The 15861-nt window shown below is 70.0% G+C and carries 15 protein-coding genes; 10 read left to right on the top strand and 5 right to left on the bottom strand.

Annotation, left to right across the window (positions count from 1 at the left end; translation table 11 throughout):
- The 3 genes from E3T25_RS15230 to E3T25_RS15240 all read left to right on the top strand — a co-directional run.
- A partial coding sequence (locus E3T25_RS15230) for an MFS transporter (protein ID WP_134375189.1) occupies positions 1–670 on the top strand: 670 nt, incomplete at its 5' end.
- Between the two features lie 152 nt (positions 671–822).
- On the top strand, positions 823–1518 hold the full coding sequence (gene nucS, locus E3T25_RS15235; RefSeq protein WP_104169263.1) for an endonuclease NucS: 696 nt from the start codon (positions 823–825) through the stop codon (positions 1516–1518).
- An 87-nt stretch (positions 1519–1605) separates the two neighbouring features.
- Complete coding sequence (locus E3T25_RS15240) at positions 1606–2274, top strand: HAD hydrolase-like protein (protein ID WP_134375191.1); 669 nt, start codon at positions 1606–1608, stop codon at positions 2272–2274.
- A gap of 99 nt (positions 2275–2373) precedes the next feature.
- On the opposite strand, the gene hxlA is transcribed toward E3T25_RS15240, so the two are convergent.
- Both hxlA and hxlB read right to left on the bottom strand, forming a co-directional pair.
- A complete protein-coding gene (hxlA, locus tag E3T25_RS15245; RefSeq protein ID WP_134375193.1) occupies positions 2374–2997 on the bottom strand; it encodes a 3-hexulose-6-phosphate synthase in 624 nt (207 codons plus the stop codon).
- A gap of 66 nt (positions 2998–3063) precedes the next feature.
- Entirely contained in the window at positions 3064–3714 is a 651-nt protein-coding gene (gene hxlB / locus E3T25_RS15250; RefSeq protein WP_134375195.1) for a 6-phospho-3-hexuloisomerase, read from the bottom strand.
- A 100-nt stretch (positions 3715–3814) separates the two neighbouring features.
- Between hxlB and E3T25_RS15255 the strand changes: the two genes are divergently transcribed.
- The 3 genes from E3T25_RS15255 (at position 3815) to E3T25_RS15265 (ending at position 6723) form a co-directional block, all read left to right on the top strand.
- On the top strand, positions 3815–4651 hold the full coding sequence (locus E3T25_RS15255) for a LuxR C-terminal-related transcriptional regulator (protein ID WP_104100580.1): 837 nt from the start codon (positions 3815–3817) through the stop codon (positions 4649–4651).
- 76 nt (positions 4652–4727) lie between these two features.
- Positions 4728–5381: a class I SAM-dependent methyltransferase gene (locus E3T25_RS15260; protein ID WP_134375197.1), complete on the top strand. Its 654-nt coding sequence runs from the start codon at positions 4728–4730 to the stop codon at positions 5379–5381.
- Positions 5382–5433: 52 nt separating this feature from the next.
- Positions 5434–6723: an MFS transporter gene (locus E3T25_RS15265; protein WP_134375199.1), complete on the top strand. Its 1290-nt coding sequence runs from the start codon at positions 5434–5436 to the stop codon at positions 6721–6723.
- 271 nt (positions 6724–6994) lie between these two features.
- On the opposite strand, the gene arsA is transcribed toward E3T25_RS15265, so the two are convergent.
- Both arsA and arsD read right to left on the bottom strand, forming a co-directional pair.
- Entirely contained in the window at positions 6995–8812 is a 1818-nt protein-coding gene (gene arsA, locus E3T25_RS15270) for an arsenical pump-driving ATPase (RefSeq protein ID WP_277613325.1), read from the bottom strand.
- An 8-nt stretch (positions 8813–8820) separates the two neighbouring features.
- Positions 8821–9285, bottom strand: a complete 465-nt coding sequence (arsD, locus tag E3T25_RS15275; protein WP_134375201.1) for an arsenite efflux transporter metallochaperone ArsD — start codon at positions 9283–9285, stop codon at positions 8821–8823.
- 191 nt (positions 9286–9476) lie between these two features.
- Here arsD and E3T25_RS15280 point away from each other — a divergent pair, with 191 nt between their 5' ends.
- Positions 9477–9959 carry a heme-degrading domain-containing protein gene (locus E3T25_RS15280; RefSeq protein ID WP_134375203.1) on the top strand — a complete coding sequence of 161 codons (483 nt, stop codon included), beginning with the start codon at positions 9477–9479 and terminating at the stop codon, positions 9957–9959.
- A gap of 167 nt (positions 9960–10126) precedes the next feature.
- Positions 10127–11131: an acyl-CoA thioesterase gene (locus E3T25_RS15285; RefSeq protein WP_241976708.1), complete on the top strand. Its 1005-nt coding sequence runs from the start codon at positions 10127–10129 to the stop codon at positions 11129–11131.
- A 133-nt stretch (positions 11132–11264) separates the two neighbouring features.
- On the opposite strand, the gene E3T25_RS16935 is transcribed toward E3T25_RS15285, so the two are convergent.
- A complete protein-coding gene (locus E3T25_RS16935; protein ID WP_166784790.1) occupies positions 11265–11432 on the bottom strand; it encodes a hypothetical protein in 168 nt (55 codons plus the stop codon).
- Positions 11433–11802: 370 nt separating this feature from the next.
- On the opposite strand from E3T25_RS16935, the gene E3T25_RS15290 reads away from it, so the two are divergent.
- A complete protein-coding gene (locus tag E3T25_RS15290; protein WP_166786024.1) occupies positions 11803–14478 on the top strand; it encodes an excinuclease ABC subunit UvrA in 2676 nt (891 codons plus the stop codon).
- A gap of 58 nt (positions 14479–14536) precedes the next feature.
- Positions 14537–15823, top strand: coding sequence for an ATP-binding protein (locus E3T25_RS15295; RefSeq protein ID WP_134375205.1), 1287 nt, complete (start codon positions 14537–14539; stop codon positions 15821–15823).
- Positions 15824–15861 lie beyond the last annotated feature (38 nt).

The following is a 15861-nucleotide window of genomic DNA, read 5'->3' on the forward strand; positions in this document are numbered from 1 at the left end:
GACGGCGTCGGCGTCGGGCGCGGAGCCGGGCGTCGCGCCGGGAACGGCGGAGGCCGGGCCGCGCCCTGCGCCGCCGTGGCGGGAGCGCCTGCGCGTCGGCCTGTCCGCGTGGGGTGACACGAGGATCCTCCTGATCGGCACGATCGTGCTGGGCATGACCTTCGCCGAGGGCTCGGCCAACGACTGGCTGGCCCTGGCCGCCGTCGACGGGCACGGGCTGAGCAACACGGAGGGCGCCATCATCTTCGGCGTCTTCGTGACGGCGATGACCGTCGGCCGAGTGTTCGGCGGGCCGATCCTGGACCGGTTCGGGCGGGTACCGGTGCTGCGCGCCTGCGCCGCGCTGGGCATCCTGGGCCTGGTGTTGTTCATCCTCGCGCCGAACGAGGGGCTGCTTTACAGCGGCACGGTGCTCTGGGGTCTCGGCGCGTCGCTCGGCTTCCCGGTGGGCATGTCGGCCGCCGCCGACGACACGCAGAACGCCGCCGCCCGAGTGAGCGCCGTCGCCATGATCGGCTACTTCGCGTTCCTCGTGGGCCCGCCCGTGCTCGGCCTGCTCGGGGAGGCCTGGGGCATCCTGAACGCCCTGTTCCTGATCCTGGCGCTGATGGTTCTGGCGGGCCTGGCCGCCCCCGCCGCGCGCGAGCGCACCAGCGCCCCCGCCGCCTAACGAATTCGACGGAGATTTTGGCGCTAGAGGCCGGTCTTGGGGCTGTTTCAAGCCGAAACGGCAAAATCTCCGTCGAATTGGTTCGGACCCGGGGCGCGGGAGGTTCGTCGAGGGTGGGCGAACGTATGCCGCGGCGCGGTTAGGCTCGAACCGTGCGCCTTGTGATTGCGAAATGTTCCGTCGACTACGCCGGGAGACTGAGCGCGCATCTGCCGCTGGCCACCCGCCTGCTCATGATCAAGTCGGACGGCAGCGTGCTCGTGCACTCCGACGGCGGCTCGTACAAGCCGCTCAACTGGATGAGCCCGCCGTGCAGCCTGGCGCTGTCCGAGCCCGATGACGACCAGACGGAGGCCGGCGTCACGGCCGTCTGGACGGTCACCCACGCCAAGACCGCCGATCAGCTCATCGTCAGCATCTACGAGGTGCTGCACGACTCCGCCCACGAGCTCGGCATCGACCCCGGGCTGATCAAGGACGGCGTCGAGGCCCACCTGCAGAAGCTGCTGGCCGAGCACATCCACCTGCTCGGCGACGGCCATATCCTGGTGCGCCGGGAGTACATGACGGCGATCGGCCCGGTCGACATCCTGGCGCGCGACTCCACGGGCGGATCCGTCGCCGTGGAGCTGAAGCGGCGCGGCGACATCGACGGGGTCGAACAGCTCACGCGCTACCTCGAACTCATGAACCGCGACCCGCATCTTGCGCCGGTGATCGGGGTTTTCGCCGCACAGATCATCAAGCCGCAGGCGCGCACCCTGGCCGAGGACCGGGGCATCCGTTGCCTCGTTCTCGACTACGACGCCATGCGCGGACTCGACGACACACAATCGAAACTCTTTTAGGGGCTGGCGGCCCGCGCGAAAGCGTATTACTCCTATTTTTCTTTAAATTCATGCGATGGATCGACCCCCGACCCCTAGTATTAGGCTGTGATTTCGACATTGACCCGCACGTGGAGTGCCATCATATTTGACCTTGACGGAACGATCACCGATTCCGCCCCGGCCATCACCAATGCCCTCGCCCGCACCTTCGCCGTGCTGGGCCGCCCGGTTCCCGCCGACGCGAAACTACTGGCCTACGTGGGGCCGCCTCTGCTGGCCGCTTTCCGCGAGTACGCCGGAATGACACCGGAGGAGGCCGCCGAGGCTGTCGCCGTCTATCGCGCCGACGACCAGGGCAAGCACCTGCTGGACACCGCCATCTTTCCGGGCGTCGCCGGACTCCTCGAGCGCATCCACGCGGCGAAGATCCCGATGGCCGTGGCCACCAGCAAAACCCAGCACAATGCGATCGCGGTGCTCGAGCACTTCGACCTGGCACAGTACTTCACCGCCATCGTGGGCTCCACCGACACCGAGACGCGCAGTTCCAAGGCCGACGTCGTGGCGGAGGCCCTCGAGCGCCTCGCCGCCGCCGGTGCCGACCTCAGCAAGCCCGTCATGGTCGGTGACCGCCGCTACGACGCGGAAGGTGCGGCCGCCCACGGCGTGCCGGCCATCCTCGTGGAGTGGGGCTACGGCTCCCCGTCCGAGGCCGCCGAGGCGACCGCGACCGTCTACTCCGCTGACACGCTCGGCAAGATGCTACTCGGCTGACACCCCCCCCCTCCCTGGCCCCACGAGAAAGCACCCTCGTCTCGAAACGAGGGTGCTTTTTCCGTATCCACGCGGACTCCCGCGCCAACTCCGGGGTGGCTAGATGATGGCGGCGCGCAGGGCGGCCGCCGCGGCGGCCGGGTCCTCCGCGCCGTAGATGGCGCCGCCGGCGACGGCGACCCGGGCCCCGGCACGCTGCACGGAGGCAATGGTGGCGACGCTCACACCGCCGGCCAGGGAGAACGGAACCCGGGCGGTCTCACCCTGGTTGAGCAAAGTCGAGAGCGAGAAGCCGGGCTCCGCCTGCTCGTCAAGGCCGGCGTGCATCTCGACGAAGACGGCGCCGAGCTTTGTCACTTCGCGGGCCCGCGACACCTTGTCGGCGACGCCGATCAGGTCGACGACGACGCCTTTGCCATGCTTCGTGGCCGCGGCGACGGCCCCGACGATGGTACTGTCCCCGGCCGTGCCGAGCACGGTCACCAGGTCGGCGCCGGCGGTGAACGCCAGGTCGGCCTCGAGCTCACCGGCATCCATCGTTTTGAGGTCGGCGAAGACCGTCTTGTCGGGGTGAGCGGCCTTGATGGCGGTCACGGCACGCAGCCCCTCCGCCTTGATCAGCGGGGTGCCGAGCTCGATGATGTCCACGTAGGGTGCAACCTTCGCGGCCAGCTCGAGGGCCGCATCCGTGGTGAGTACGTCCATGGCGACTTGAAGCTTCATGATGGTCTTCTTTCCGGTTCTGGTGACGTCTGGTGAGGTCTGATAGGTCTGAGTGAGTGAAAAGCATTATTCGAGGTTGGCGTGCCGCGGCCACAGTTCGTCGGCCGTGGCCCCGGATGCCTTCCACAGGCTGTGGAAGATCGCGTCGCCGAGCACGACGACGGTCTGTTCAAAGAGCGCGCCCGAGTACTGCAGTGACCGGAGTTCGTCGTGGTCCTGCTTCTGGGCGGCCGGCACGACCACGGTCACCGCGGCCAGCGCGGCGAGCGGGGAGTCCGGTGCGGTGGTGATCGCGATTACCCGGGCATCGGATGCCGCGGCGGTCTCGGCCGCGCGCACGACGGCGGCCGTCGCGCCGGACCCGCTCGCTACCAGCAGCACGTCGCCGGCCGCGATCGCCGGGGTGGTGACCTCGCCGACCACGTGCACGTCGAGCCCGAGGTGCATCAGCCGCATCGCGGTCATGCGCAGGGCCAGGCCGGACCGGCCCGCGCCGAGCACAAACACGCGCCGGGCTCCCCGCAGGGCGGCCGCAGCCTGGTCGAGGGTCGGGAGGCCGGCCGTGTCGTCACTGCTGTTCGTGCTGTTCGTGGTGTTCGCGCTGTTCTTGGTCGCCGTCGTCAAGAGCTGGCGCACGATCCCGGCGTTCTCGGCCGCGATGGCGGCGAGCGACTCGGTCACGGTCAGTGTCACGGGGGTGTCGGTGCAAGAGGGCATCCCCTTATGGTCCACTCTTTCGGGCGGGCAGGAGGCCCACCGAACGGGCGGTGCACCTACCCGAACGGATGGCTGAACGCGCCTCCGGTAGGATGCTGAGGTGAATAGTCAGCGCCCAGCCCCCTCGATCGAGCCGTTCGACTCCCGCTCGGCCGCCGCAGAGCGCGCCCGGGTCGTCGCCGACCTGACCGACACGCAGGCGACCACGCTCGAGTCCCTGCTCGCCGTGCTCCGCTCCCGGAACACGAGCGACGCCTCGGCCCGGCAAACCGCGATCGACCTGGCCGCGACGGCGATGGTGGCGCTGCGCGCCGTCTCCGACCTCGACCGGTCCCTCACCGAGGAGCCCGTTGCTCGGGCCTTCGAACGCCTGCGCGATGACCTGCGCCCGCTCGTGCGCTTCGGCGACCTCGACGTGCAGTTCATCGAGCCGCCCGTGAACGGCCGGGCCCTGCCCGGCGAGGTGGCCCACGCCGCCCGGGCCATCGTGCGCGGCGCGGTCCTGGCTCTGGTCGAGCAGGCCGGGGTGGCCCGCGTGCGCGTGCACTGGGACTGCGACGGCAGCAACCTTTTGATCCACATCCGCGACGACGGCTCCGGCGACCTCACCCCGGACAGCCCGAGCGTCAGCCGGTTGACGAGCCGGGTGGCCGCACTGAACGGCTCGCTGCGGCTGGAGGCGACGACCGGCTGGGGGTCCGAAATGACCGTCACCCTCCCCCTCGACGTGCCGCTCGCACCGCTCACGGCCGCCGCCGCGTGGGGTCTGAGCCCGCGCGAGAAGGGCGTGCTCGAGCTGGTCGCCTCCGGCGCCCGCAACCGGGCGATCGCCGAGACGCTCTCGATCAGCGAGAACACGGTCAAGTTCCACGTCGCCAACCTGCTGCGCAAGGTGGGTGCTTCCACCCGGGCCGAGCTGGCAGCGCTCTCCCGCTGAGCCGCCGCTTCCGTGCGAAACTGGCCATCGCGCAGCATCCCTTCACACCGACGGATGCCCGCCGAGAGGACACGCCATGGACGCCACCGAATGGGACACCCGCTACCGCCTCGCCCGTGAGGCACAGGCCGGCCAGGCCGGACGTCTGTGGTCGGCTCTGCCGGCACAGATCGTGCAGGACACCGTGAGCCCGTTCCCGCCGGGGCGTGCGCTGGATCTGGCCACCGGCGACGGTCGCAACGCGATCTGGCTGGCCGGCCACGGCTGGACGGTCACGGCGGTCGACTTCTCCGCCGAAGCCGTCGGCCTGGCCGAAGCGCACGCCGCCGAGGCAGGCGTGTCGGTGGACTGGCAGGTCGGCGACGCCACGACCTGGGATCCGTCAGGCGAAAGCTTCGACCTGGTCACCGTGATGTACCTGCACCTGCCCGAGCCCGCCTTGCGCGCCGTGCTGGCCCGCGCCGCCGGGTGGCTCTCCCCCGGCGGGCACCTGGTCGCGCTCGGGCACGACCAGACCAACCTCGCGACCGGGGCTCCCGGACCGGGCGATCCGGCCATCCTCTACTCGCCCGAGCTGCTGCGTTCCTGCATCGACCCCGCAAGCCCGGGTGCCTCCCGGGTCGTGCGCTGCGAGACCATCCGCCGCGACCTCGCCACCGACCCGGAGGCCCCCGGCGACGGCGGCGCCGCCACATTCGCCCTCGACACCCTGCTCGTCGTCGAAGTCTAATTACCCCCTGGGGTATGCTGAAACCCCAGCGCACATGCCACAAGGGAGCCCGATGTCCACCAATCCGGATGCGCCCGCGCCCGTGACCCCGGACGCCCGCCCCGCGCCCGCGCCCGCCGACCACACGCCGCTGCAGCGCACGGTCGTGCGGGTGCTCATCGCAGGCCAGATCCTCGGCGGCATCGGCATGGGCGCGACGCTCTCCCTCGGCGCCCTGCTGGCCGCGCAGCTCTCCGGCTCCAGCGCCTGGTCGGGCATGGCCGCCACCATGAGCACCCTCGGCGCCGCCCTCGCGGCCGTACCGCTGGCCCGCCTGGCCCAGCGCCGCGGGCGCCGCCGCTCCCTCGCGACCGGCTCGCTCATCGCCGGCTCCGGCGCTGTTCTCGCCATCACCTCGGTCGCGGTCGACATCTTCCCGCTGCTCCTGCTGGCCCTGATGCTCCTCGGCGCCGGATCGGCCACGAATCTGCAGGCCCGCTTCGCCGCCACCGACCTCGCGAGCACACAATTCCGGGCGCGCGACCTGTCCATCGTGGTCTGGTCGACGACCATCGGCGCCGTGCTCGGCCCGAACCTGTTCGGCCCCGGCGAGACCGTGGGGAAGGCCCTCGGCCTGCCCCCTCTGACCGGTGCCTTCGCCTTCTCCCTGATCGCCACGGTCGGCGCGGCCGTTGTCTACACGGTCGGACTCCGCCCCGACCCGCTGCTCACCGCCCTCGCCGCACGCGAGGTCGACCCTGTCGGCGGCACGCGGCGCGGCGGCCTGGCCATCGTGCGCGTCAACCCGCAGGCCCGCTTCGCAGTGGTTGTGATCGCCTGCAGCCACGCCACCATGGTCGCCCTGATGTCGATGGCCCCGGTGCACCTGCGCGACCACGGCGCCACCCTGACGCTGGTGGGGCTGACCATCAGTTTCCACGTCGCCGGCATGTACGCGCTCTCGCCCGTCTTCGGTTGGCTGGCCGACCGGCTGGGACGGATGCCCGTCATCCTCATCGGCCAGAGCCTGTTGCTGGTCTCGCTGGCGATCTTCTGGCTGGCCGGGGAGTCACAAACTGCCATGACGGTGGGGCTGATCCTGCTCGGACTGGGCTGGTCGGCATCCGTCGTCGCCGGCTCGGCGCTGATCGCCGAGGTGGTGGGCGTGCACGACCGCGCCGCCCTGCAGGGTTTCTCCGACCTATCGATGAACGGGGCCGGTGCCCTCGGCGGAGCCCTGGCCGGCCTGATCCTGAGCGCGATCGGCTACTCCGGGCTCGGGCTGGTCACCATGGTGCTCGCGGGCGTCATCGTCGTCTGGTCTGCCGTGCGCGGCACCACGGCCCGGCCGGTCGTGCGCTAACCGGGTCAGTCCTGACGATTGGTTATTTCACTGCGGCAGGTGCGAGTCGACCGCACCGCGTGGACGCTTTCCGCACAGCTGGCATCCCGCCCTCGGTGTCGAACCAATTCGACGGAGATTTTGTGCTGAGAGCGCTCTTTCCAACTGTTTGAACCCGATTTGGCCAGAATCTCCGTCGAATTCGTTCGGGACGCAGGTACTGCGGGACCTCAGACTCGACAGACGTAGGGGCTGGAACACCGGCCGACCCCCTCGCTGGCCGACCGGCCAGCTAGCGAACGGATGCCGGCGCGGGCTGCCGCCCCGCGGCGAGCGCGAGCAGCGCCGGAATGCCCACCGGCTCCTCCGCCAGCAGCGGCACCACCGCGAGCCGCGGGGCGCGCTTCTCGTGCACGTGCTCGAGCTCGGGGAGCTCGTTCCGGGCCCGCGCGAGCAGCAGCGGGTTGGTCGGCGCCGCCGCGGCGATCGAGTTGTTCACGATCCACGCCCACGGGGTGATGCCGGCCCGCTCCAGGTCGGCCTGCAGCTCCGCGGCCTCGAGCACAGGCGTGGTCTCGGCGAGGGTGACCAGGATCACTTTCGTCTGCTCCGGGTCCTGCAGCCGCATCATCGGCGTCGTCAGACGGATGCCGCCGCCCAGCTGCCGGGTGACCTCGCGGTGGTACGACCCGGTCGCATCCAGCAGCAGCAGGGTGTGGCCCGTGGGCGCGGTATCCATCACGACGAAGGTGCCCTTCGCCTCCCGGCTCACGCGGGAGAAGGCCTGGAACACGGCGATCTCCTCCGTGCACGGCGAACGCAGGTCCTCGCGGAGCATGGCTTGGCCCTGCGCGTCGAGGTGAGCGCCCTTCGTGCGCATGACCCGCTCGGTGTAGTTGGCGATTTCGACGGCCGGGTCGATCCGGGACACGGTCAGGTTCGCCAGCCCGCCGGCCAGGGTGTCATCGAGGTGCGCGGCCGGGTCGGTCGTGGTGAGGTGCACGGGCAGCCCGCGTTCGGCGAGGCTGACGGCGATCGCCGCCGCGAGCGTGGTCTTGCCCACACCGCCCTTGCCCATCAGCATCACCAGGCCGTGGCCTCCGGCCTCGATCTCGTCGACGAGGGCCGAGAGCGGGGCCCCCGGAGCGACCGTGGCGATTCCGGTGCCCAGTGTCGAGACGACTTCAGGCTCGAGCAGGCTGCGGAGCGCGGCCAAGCCGACCATGTTGGTGCTCTTCAGCCCCACGTAGTCGGTGGGCGCGGTGCGCAGCCCCGCGGGCATCGTGGCGAGCGCCTGCTGTTCGCGCACCCGGATGGCGTCGAAGAGCGGGTCGGCCTCGGCGGGCGTGCCCGCATCGGCATCAGAAAGCGTTGCCGGTCCGGCCGGCAGGATGCCGTTGACCACCAGGTGCTGACGCTGCATGCCGATGGCGGCGAGTTCTGCCTGGGTGCGGGCGGCCTCCCGCAGGGCGCCGCCCTGGGCGCGCGCCACGAGCACCAGCCGGGTGCGGGCAGGGTCGGCGAGGGCGGCCACGGCCTCGGCGTAGACGGCGCGCTGCTTCTCGAGGCCGGAGAGCGGCCCGAGGCAGGACGCGTCGCCCGTGCCCTCGGTGAGGAAGTCGGTCCACGACCCGGGCAGCTGCAGCAGACGGATGGTGTGCCCGGTGGGGGCCGTGTCGAAGAGGATGTGGTCGTACGCGGCCGTCCACGCGGCATCCGTCAGCAGGTCGGTGAACTCGTTGAACGAGGCGATCTCGGTGGTGCAGGCACCCGAGAGCTGCTCCTCGATCGAGGCCATCTCGGCGGGCGGCAGCAGGCCGCGCACCAGGCCGACGATGCGTTCGCGGTACTGCGCGGCCGCCTGCTCGGGGTCGATCTCGAGGGCCGACAGGCCGGGCACCGCCGCGATCGGCGTGACCGTGTTGCCGATGGTCACCCCGAAGACCTGGCCCACATTGGAGGCCGGATCGGTGCTGACCAACAGCACGGATGCCCCGGACTCGGCCAGACGCACCGCGCTCGCGCACGCGATGGAGGTCTTGCCGACCCCGCCCTTGCCGGTGAAGAAGAGGAAACGTGGGGCGTCGTCGAGGAAGCGCAGGGTCGTCATGATCGGCCCTAGCAGCAGCCGCCGTTGCCGCAGCAGCCGGCATCGGCGCCCGCGGTATTTTCAGTGAGCTCGGTGGCTGTGGCGCTACCGGACCCGGCCATGGCTAGCAGCCGCACCGTTCCCTCCGGCTGCACGGCCGCACGGTGACTGGCCGCGCCGGTGTCGACAGCCGCCACGTCGGTCCAGCTCGCGAGCTCGGCGCGGGTCGGGTAGCGGCCGGTGAGCACGGTGGCTCCCCCTACGAGCGTGACGGGCAGGCCCTCCTGGCCGACGGTGTGCAGGAACTGGCGGGCCACCTCGTTCTGCACGAAGGCGAGGGGCTCCTGGGCCAGGTTGAATCGGGCAATGTCGCCGCCGTTCGCGCGGGTGAAATCGAGGTCCGCGGAGAAGGTGACCAGCGCCTGGTCGACGTCGACTCCGCAGATGCCTGTGCCGCAGCACAGTCCCGGTTCGAAAATCTCGATGTGTGCCATGGGTGACCATCTCCTAGACCGGCATCCAGAGGGGACGACTTGTCCGTGATGACGGTCCTCCTAGCATATCGACGCTTATCGATATTCGGCGACCCGTTTGCGTTAGCACCGGCTCCCGTTGCGAGCGCGGGAGTGGAAGACTGACTGCGGGCGCCTCTGCCCTGTTCATCATTCAACCCGAAAGGCATGCGATGACCGACGCGCACGACGCCGCAGACCTTCTTCCGCTGCTTCTCGAGCAGGAACGTGTCATTCAGTTCGACTCCTTCGACGTGGGCGACGCCTGGGCCGTCGGGTCGCGGCTCGTGGAACTCGGCAACGCCCGGCGGCATCCGATCGCGGTATCGATCATGTCCGGCGACCAGCGCGTCTTCCATGCCGCCCTGCCCGGTGCCTGCGCCGACAATGACGCCTGGCTCGAGAACAAGTTCCGGGTGGTGCGGCGCTTCGCCAACTCCTCCTACGCCGTGGGCATGCGCTTCCGAGCGAACTCCCGCGACTTCAGCACCGACTCGAACCTCGACCCGAACACACACGCCGCGCACGGCGGCGCCTTCCCCCTGCGCGTACAGGGCTCGCTCATCGGCGTCGTCGGCGTCTCCGGGCTGGTCCAGCGCGATGACCACGACCTTGTCGTCGAGGCGCTCGAGGAACACCGCCGCACCCACGGCTGACCGGCAACGGTCTGGCCCGCACCCGACTCCCCTGCCCCGGCTGCCCCGTCCCGGCTGCCCCGTCCCGCGGCCCTGTCCCGCAGCCCTGTCCCGCAGCCCTGTCCCGCAGCCTGCCCGGATGTGAAAGTCTGGACCGAAGCCCCTGACCTGCTTTCGTTGGAGTATCCGTGACCGCCGCACCTGTCCGTTCGATGTCGCAATTCGACGCGGGCATGCCCGACGACCGCATCACCCTGCGGTTCATGGCCGTTCCCGCCGACGTCGCCGCTTCGGGCGCGACCGTGGCCGCTGGCAGCGTGCTCGAGTGGATTGACAAGGCCGCTTACGCCTGTGCGGTGGGCTGGAGCGCATCCGACACGGTCACCGCCTACGTCGGCAATGTGCACTTCACCCGGCCGATAAAGCCCGGCAACCTGGTCGAGGTGCACGCCCGCATCATCCACACCGGACGCACGAGCATGCACGTGCTTGTCACGGTCGAGACCACGGATGTCCGCGCCCGCGAATACAGTCCGGCGACCCACTGCATCCTCGTCTTCGTCGCCGTCGACGATGCCGGGAAGCCGCAGGAAGTTCCCTTGTGGGTGCCCCACTCCGACGTCGACCGGGAGCTGCAAGAGAACGCGACGGCCCGGCTCGAGCCGCGCAAGCGCATCCAGACTGTCATGCGCTCACAGGAATATACCGATGACAGCACCACGCCAGGCACGGTGTTCCGGTTTTTGGCCGACCCCGCCGACGCGAACTGGGGCGGCAACGCCCACGGCGGAACCGTGATGCGCTGGATCGATGAGGCCGCCTTCGCTACGGCGGCGGCCTGGAGCTCCGTAGCGGCCGTTGCCGTCTACTCGGGCGGCATCCACTTCTACCGGCCGATCCACATCGGGCACATCGTCGAAGTGGATGCCCGGCTCATCCACACAGGCAAGCGCAGCATGCACATCAGCATCCGGGTGCGCTCGGGCAGTCCACGCACGCCCCACGATTTGCACCTCACGACGCAGTGCATGAGCATTTTCGTCGCACTCGGCGCGAACGGGCACGCCGAGCCGGTAGAACCACTGACGCTGATCACCCCGGAGGACAAGCGGCTCGACCAGCACGCCCGGGACCTGATGGAATTGCGCGCGCCGCTGGTCATGATGCCCGTTGACCACCTGCGCCTGCCGTGACCGGCGCGCCCTTACGGCCCGAACGAATTCGACGGAGATTTTGCGCGAATCGGACCTAAATCCTGCGAAAGAGCGCTTTCACGCCAAAATCTCCGTCGAATTGGTTCTACAACGGCTCAGGGGAACCGACGGGTCACTCCGGGGGGTCGTTCGCATGCTCGGCGGCTGCGGCCAGTGCGGCGCGCTCGCTCTTCGAGAGCCGCGCGACGTAAGCGCGCTTGAGTTCGGCCCAGCGGGGCATCGAGACCTGGTTGGCAGGTACCTGCTGATCGGAACCGGTGGGAGTGGTGCGGTCGGCCATGGGGTACTCAGCGACGCTCGCCGATTGGGGCGGCGCTCGGCGGGGACTGGCGGGACAGGAACGCTCTCTTCAGGGACGCCCAACGCAGCAGGGAAACGTAGTGGGTAGCGGTGGATCCGGATGTATCAGCCAATGGTTCTCTCAGTCTCAAACGTGGTTTGAACGGCACGCCGCTGAGCCTGGTTCAATAGAAGAGCGATCGAGATTGTCACGGTAGAACATCGGGATCTGTCACGGTTGAGCATCGAGATGAAGACCGGCCCACCACCATCAGCGGACGGGATCGCAATTCACCAGTATACCGCGTCGCCTCTCAGGTCCACTGTCTCTAGCCCGGCATCCGCCCAGACGTTCGGGCTAGAGTCGGCGGATGCAACCGCCTCGCCCTGACGCCGACACCGCCGCCTCGACCCGGAACGCTCCGTCGACCGCACTAGGGAACGCGCCATTCGCGGGCTACGTGCAGGTGCGCGGGGCTCGGGAGAACAACCTCCGGAACGTTGATGTCGACGTTCCCCGGGACGCCATCGTCGCCTTCACCGGGGTCTCCGGCTCCGGAAAGTCGTCGCTGGCGTTCGGCACCATCTTCGCGGAGGCCCAGCGCCGGTTTCTGGAGTCCGTCGCGCCCTACGCGCGTCGGCTGATCCAGCAGGGCCACACCCCGCAGGTTGACGAAATCATGGGGCTGCCGCCGGCCGTGGCCCTGCAGCAGCGCCGAGGCGCGCCCAGCTCCCGCTCGAGCGTGGGCACCCTGACCACCCTGTCCAACTCGCTGCGCATGCTGTATTCCCGGGCCGGCATGTACCCGGCGGCTGCCCCACGCCTCGAGTCCGACTCCTTCTCCCCCAACACCGTGGCCGGCGCCTGCCCGCAGTGCCACGGCCTCGGCACGGCGCACACCGTGACCGAGGCAACCCTCGTGCCCAACCCTGCCCTGAGCATTCGTGACGGCGCCGTCGCGGCCTGGCCGGGCGCCTGGCAGGGCAAGAACCTGCGGGACATCCTGATCACCCTTGGCTACGACGTGGACACCGCCTGGCAGGACCTGCCGCGCTCTGCGCGGGACTGGATCCTGTTCACTGAGGAACAGCCCGTGGTGGAGGTCACCCCGCAGCGCGACCGCATCGCCAAGCCGTACCAGGGCCGATTCTGGAGCGCGAGGAGCTACGTGCTGCACACCCTGGCCGACTCCAAGAGCCAGAGTCAGCGGGAGCGCGCGCTGCGGTTCGTCGAATCCGGCCCATGTCCGCTGTGCGACGGCAGCGGTCTCACGCCCGCGGCCCTGGCGGTCACGGTGGCCGGCCGGTCGATCGCCCAGCTCAACCTGCTGCCGCTGACCGTGCTCGCCGAGCTGCTTCGCCCGACGCTCCGGGCGAGCGGCGCCGAGCGCACCGCCGCGCCTGATTCCGCGGAGCCGCACACCGCGAGGCCGCACGCCGCGGAGCCCACGGAGGCCGCCGTGACCCTCACCCGAGACCTGCTCGCCCGCATCGAGGTGCTGCTCGAACTGGGCCTCGGCTACCTGAGCCTCGGGCGCGCGACGCCCACCCTCTCCCCCGGCGAGATGCAGCGCCTGCGCATCGCCACCCAGCTGCGCTCGGGCCTGTTCGGCGTGATCTACGTGCTCGACGAACCGTCGGCCGGGCTGCACCCGGCCGACGCCGAACCGCTGCTGCTCGTGCTGGAGCAGCTGAAGGCATCCGGCAACTCGGTCTTCGTCGTCGAGCACAACATGGACATCGTGCGCCGCGCCGACTGGGTCGTCGACGTGGGCCCGCTGGCCGGGGCCGGCGGCGGCGTCGTGCTCTACAGCGGACCCATCGCAGGTTTGGCCGATGTGTCGGAGTCGGTTACCCGGCAGTTCCTGTTCCCGGCCGCGCCGGAGCCGGCCGCGCCAGCCACGCTCCAGCCCGACGCGCCCCAGCCCGCGGCGCTGCGCACACCAGAACGCTGGCTGGGCCTGCACGGTGTCACCCGGCACAACCTCCGAGGCGTCGACGCCGGCTTCCCACTCGGTGTGCTGACCGCGGTGACCGGCGTGTCCGGTTCGGGCAAATCCACCCTGGTCAGCCAGGTTTTGGCGGATGCCGTGCGGCTCGCGCTGCATCCGGAGTCCGACGTCGCCGTCGCCTCTGATCCGACGGCAGCCGCAGGCGCCGTCGACGACGACGGCAACGACGACGACGACGGCAACGACGGCGAACGCGGCGACCCCGAGCCGCGGGCGCGGGTCGACCGGATCACCGGCCTGGAGGCCGTGGACCGCCTGGTGCGCGTGGACCAGAAGCCGATCGGGCGCACTCCGCGCTCCAACCTGGCCACCTACACCGGGCTCTTCGACGCGGTGCGCGCGACCTTCGCGGCCACGGACGAGGCCCGGAAGCGCGGCTACGGCGCCGGGCGGTTTTCCTTCAACGTGCCCGGCGGCCGCTGCGAGACCTGTCTCGGAGAGGGCTCGGTGAGCGTCGGTCTGCTCTTCTTGCCCGGCAGCTACACGCCCTGCCCGACCTGCCTTGGCTCGCGCTACAACCCGGAGACCCTTCAGGTGACCTATCACGGCAAGTCCATCGCCGACGTGCTCGGCCTGAGCGTCGAGGAGGCCGCCGGCTTCCTCGCCGACGTGCCGGCCGCTGCCCGCAGCCTCGCCACCCTGCGGGAGGTCGGGCTCGGCTACCTGCGTCTCGGCCAGCCGGCCACCGAGCTCTCCGGCGGCGAGGCCCAACGCATCAAGCTCGCCACCGAACTGCAGCGCGCCCGCCGCGGCCACACGATGTACCTCCTCGACGAGCCGACCACCGGACTGCACCCCGCGGATGTCCGCCTTCTCCTGGCCCAGCTGGGCCGCCTCGTCGACGCCGGCAATACGGTGATCGTCGTCGAGCACAACCTCGATGTGGTGGCCGCCGCCGACTGGGTGATCGACCTGGGACCGGCCGGCGGAGATGCGGGCGGCCAGATCGTGGCGACCGGAACCCCGGATGCCGTCGCGCGGCACCCGCACAGCCGCACCGCGCCTTACCTTGCCCGCCGCTTGGCTGATCGCTAGTTCGGCGCCGCAAGTGCCATAGATTGGGAAGCGTACGTGTCGGCGCGAAGGAGCACTCATGACTGGTTGGCGGATCCGCGACTTTCACTCGGACGACCTCGACGGCATCCTTCGCCTCTGGGAAGAGATCACGGCCGCCAAGACGGAGCCCGTCTACGGCCTGTCCGAGGTGCTGGCCTCCTGCCAGAAGGATGACGCCGTGGTCGCCCTTGCCGGCGACGAGGTCGTCGGGGCCGCCGTGGGCCGCGCCGCCCACGCCCAGGGCTGGGTCGTCTTCCTCGCCACCGCGCAGCGCTACCAGGGCCGCGGCATCGGCACGGCCCTGCTGGCCACCCTCGAGAAGAAGATGTCCCGGCACGCGTTGACCAAGCTGTCCGCGCTGATGCCCGAATCGGCCACGCGCGTCGACGCCTTCGTGAAGCGGGGCTTCGAGGTCAAGCAGCACCTGCGCTACTTCGAGCGCCACATCCCGGTGCAGCGCGAGGAGCTGCGGTCGCTCAGCGAACTGGGCGGGCGCATCCTGCCGCGCGATCTCTGGGAGGGCGTCGGCGGCATGCGCACCGAAAAGGAGCTGCTCGAACGAAGGCTCGTCATGCCGCTGGCCAAACCCGACATGGCCGAACAGTACGGCGTCGTGCCACCGAAGGCGGTCGTGCTCTTCGGGCCTCCCGGAACGGGCAAGACCACCTTCGCAAAGGCCATCGCGTCGCGGCTGGAATGGCCCTTTGTCGAGGTCTTCCCCTCGCGGCTCGCGGCTGACCCCAAGGGCCTTGCCGGTGCGCTTCGGGAGACCTTCCTGAAGATCTCCGAGCTGGAGCACGCGGTCGTGTTCATCGACGAGGTCGAGGAGATCGCGGCGCAACGCGGCGGCGAGCCACCCTCGGCGCTGCAGGGCGTCACCAATGAGCTGCTGAAGATCATTCCCGCCTTCCGCGAGCAGCCCGGCCGGCTCCTGGTCTGCGCCACGAACTTCATCCGCGCCCTCGATTCCGCCTTTCTCCGGCACGGACGCTTCGACTACGTCATCCCGATCGGGCTTCCGGATGTCGCCGCCCGCCAGGCCATCTGGGAGCGCTACATCCCCGAGGGCAGGAAAAGCACGGTCGACCTGAGCGCGCTCGTCACCGCAAGCGACGGGTTCTCACCAGCCGACATCGAGTACGCCGCCCGGCGCGCCTCCCAGCAGGCGCTGGAACGCGCACTGTTCGAGGGGGAGGACGAGTCGACGCCCGGCGGCCCGGGCACCGAGGACTACCTGGTCGCGATCCGGTCGACCCGCACGACCGTGTCGGCCCAGGTCGCCAGCGAATTCCTGGAGGACATCGAGCGGCTCGCCCGGCTCTGAGCACGAGGTGCCGGGCAACGGACACTGCGCCAGGCCGG

It is taken from the genome of Cryobacterium sandaracinum (assembly GCF_004403415.1).
Taxonomy (GTDB): domain Bacteria; phylum Actinomycetota; class Actinomycetes; order Actinomycetales; family Microbacteriaceae; genus Cryobacterium; species Cryobacterium sandaracinum.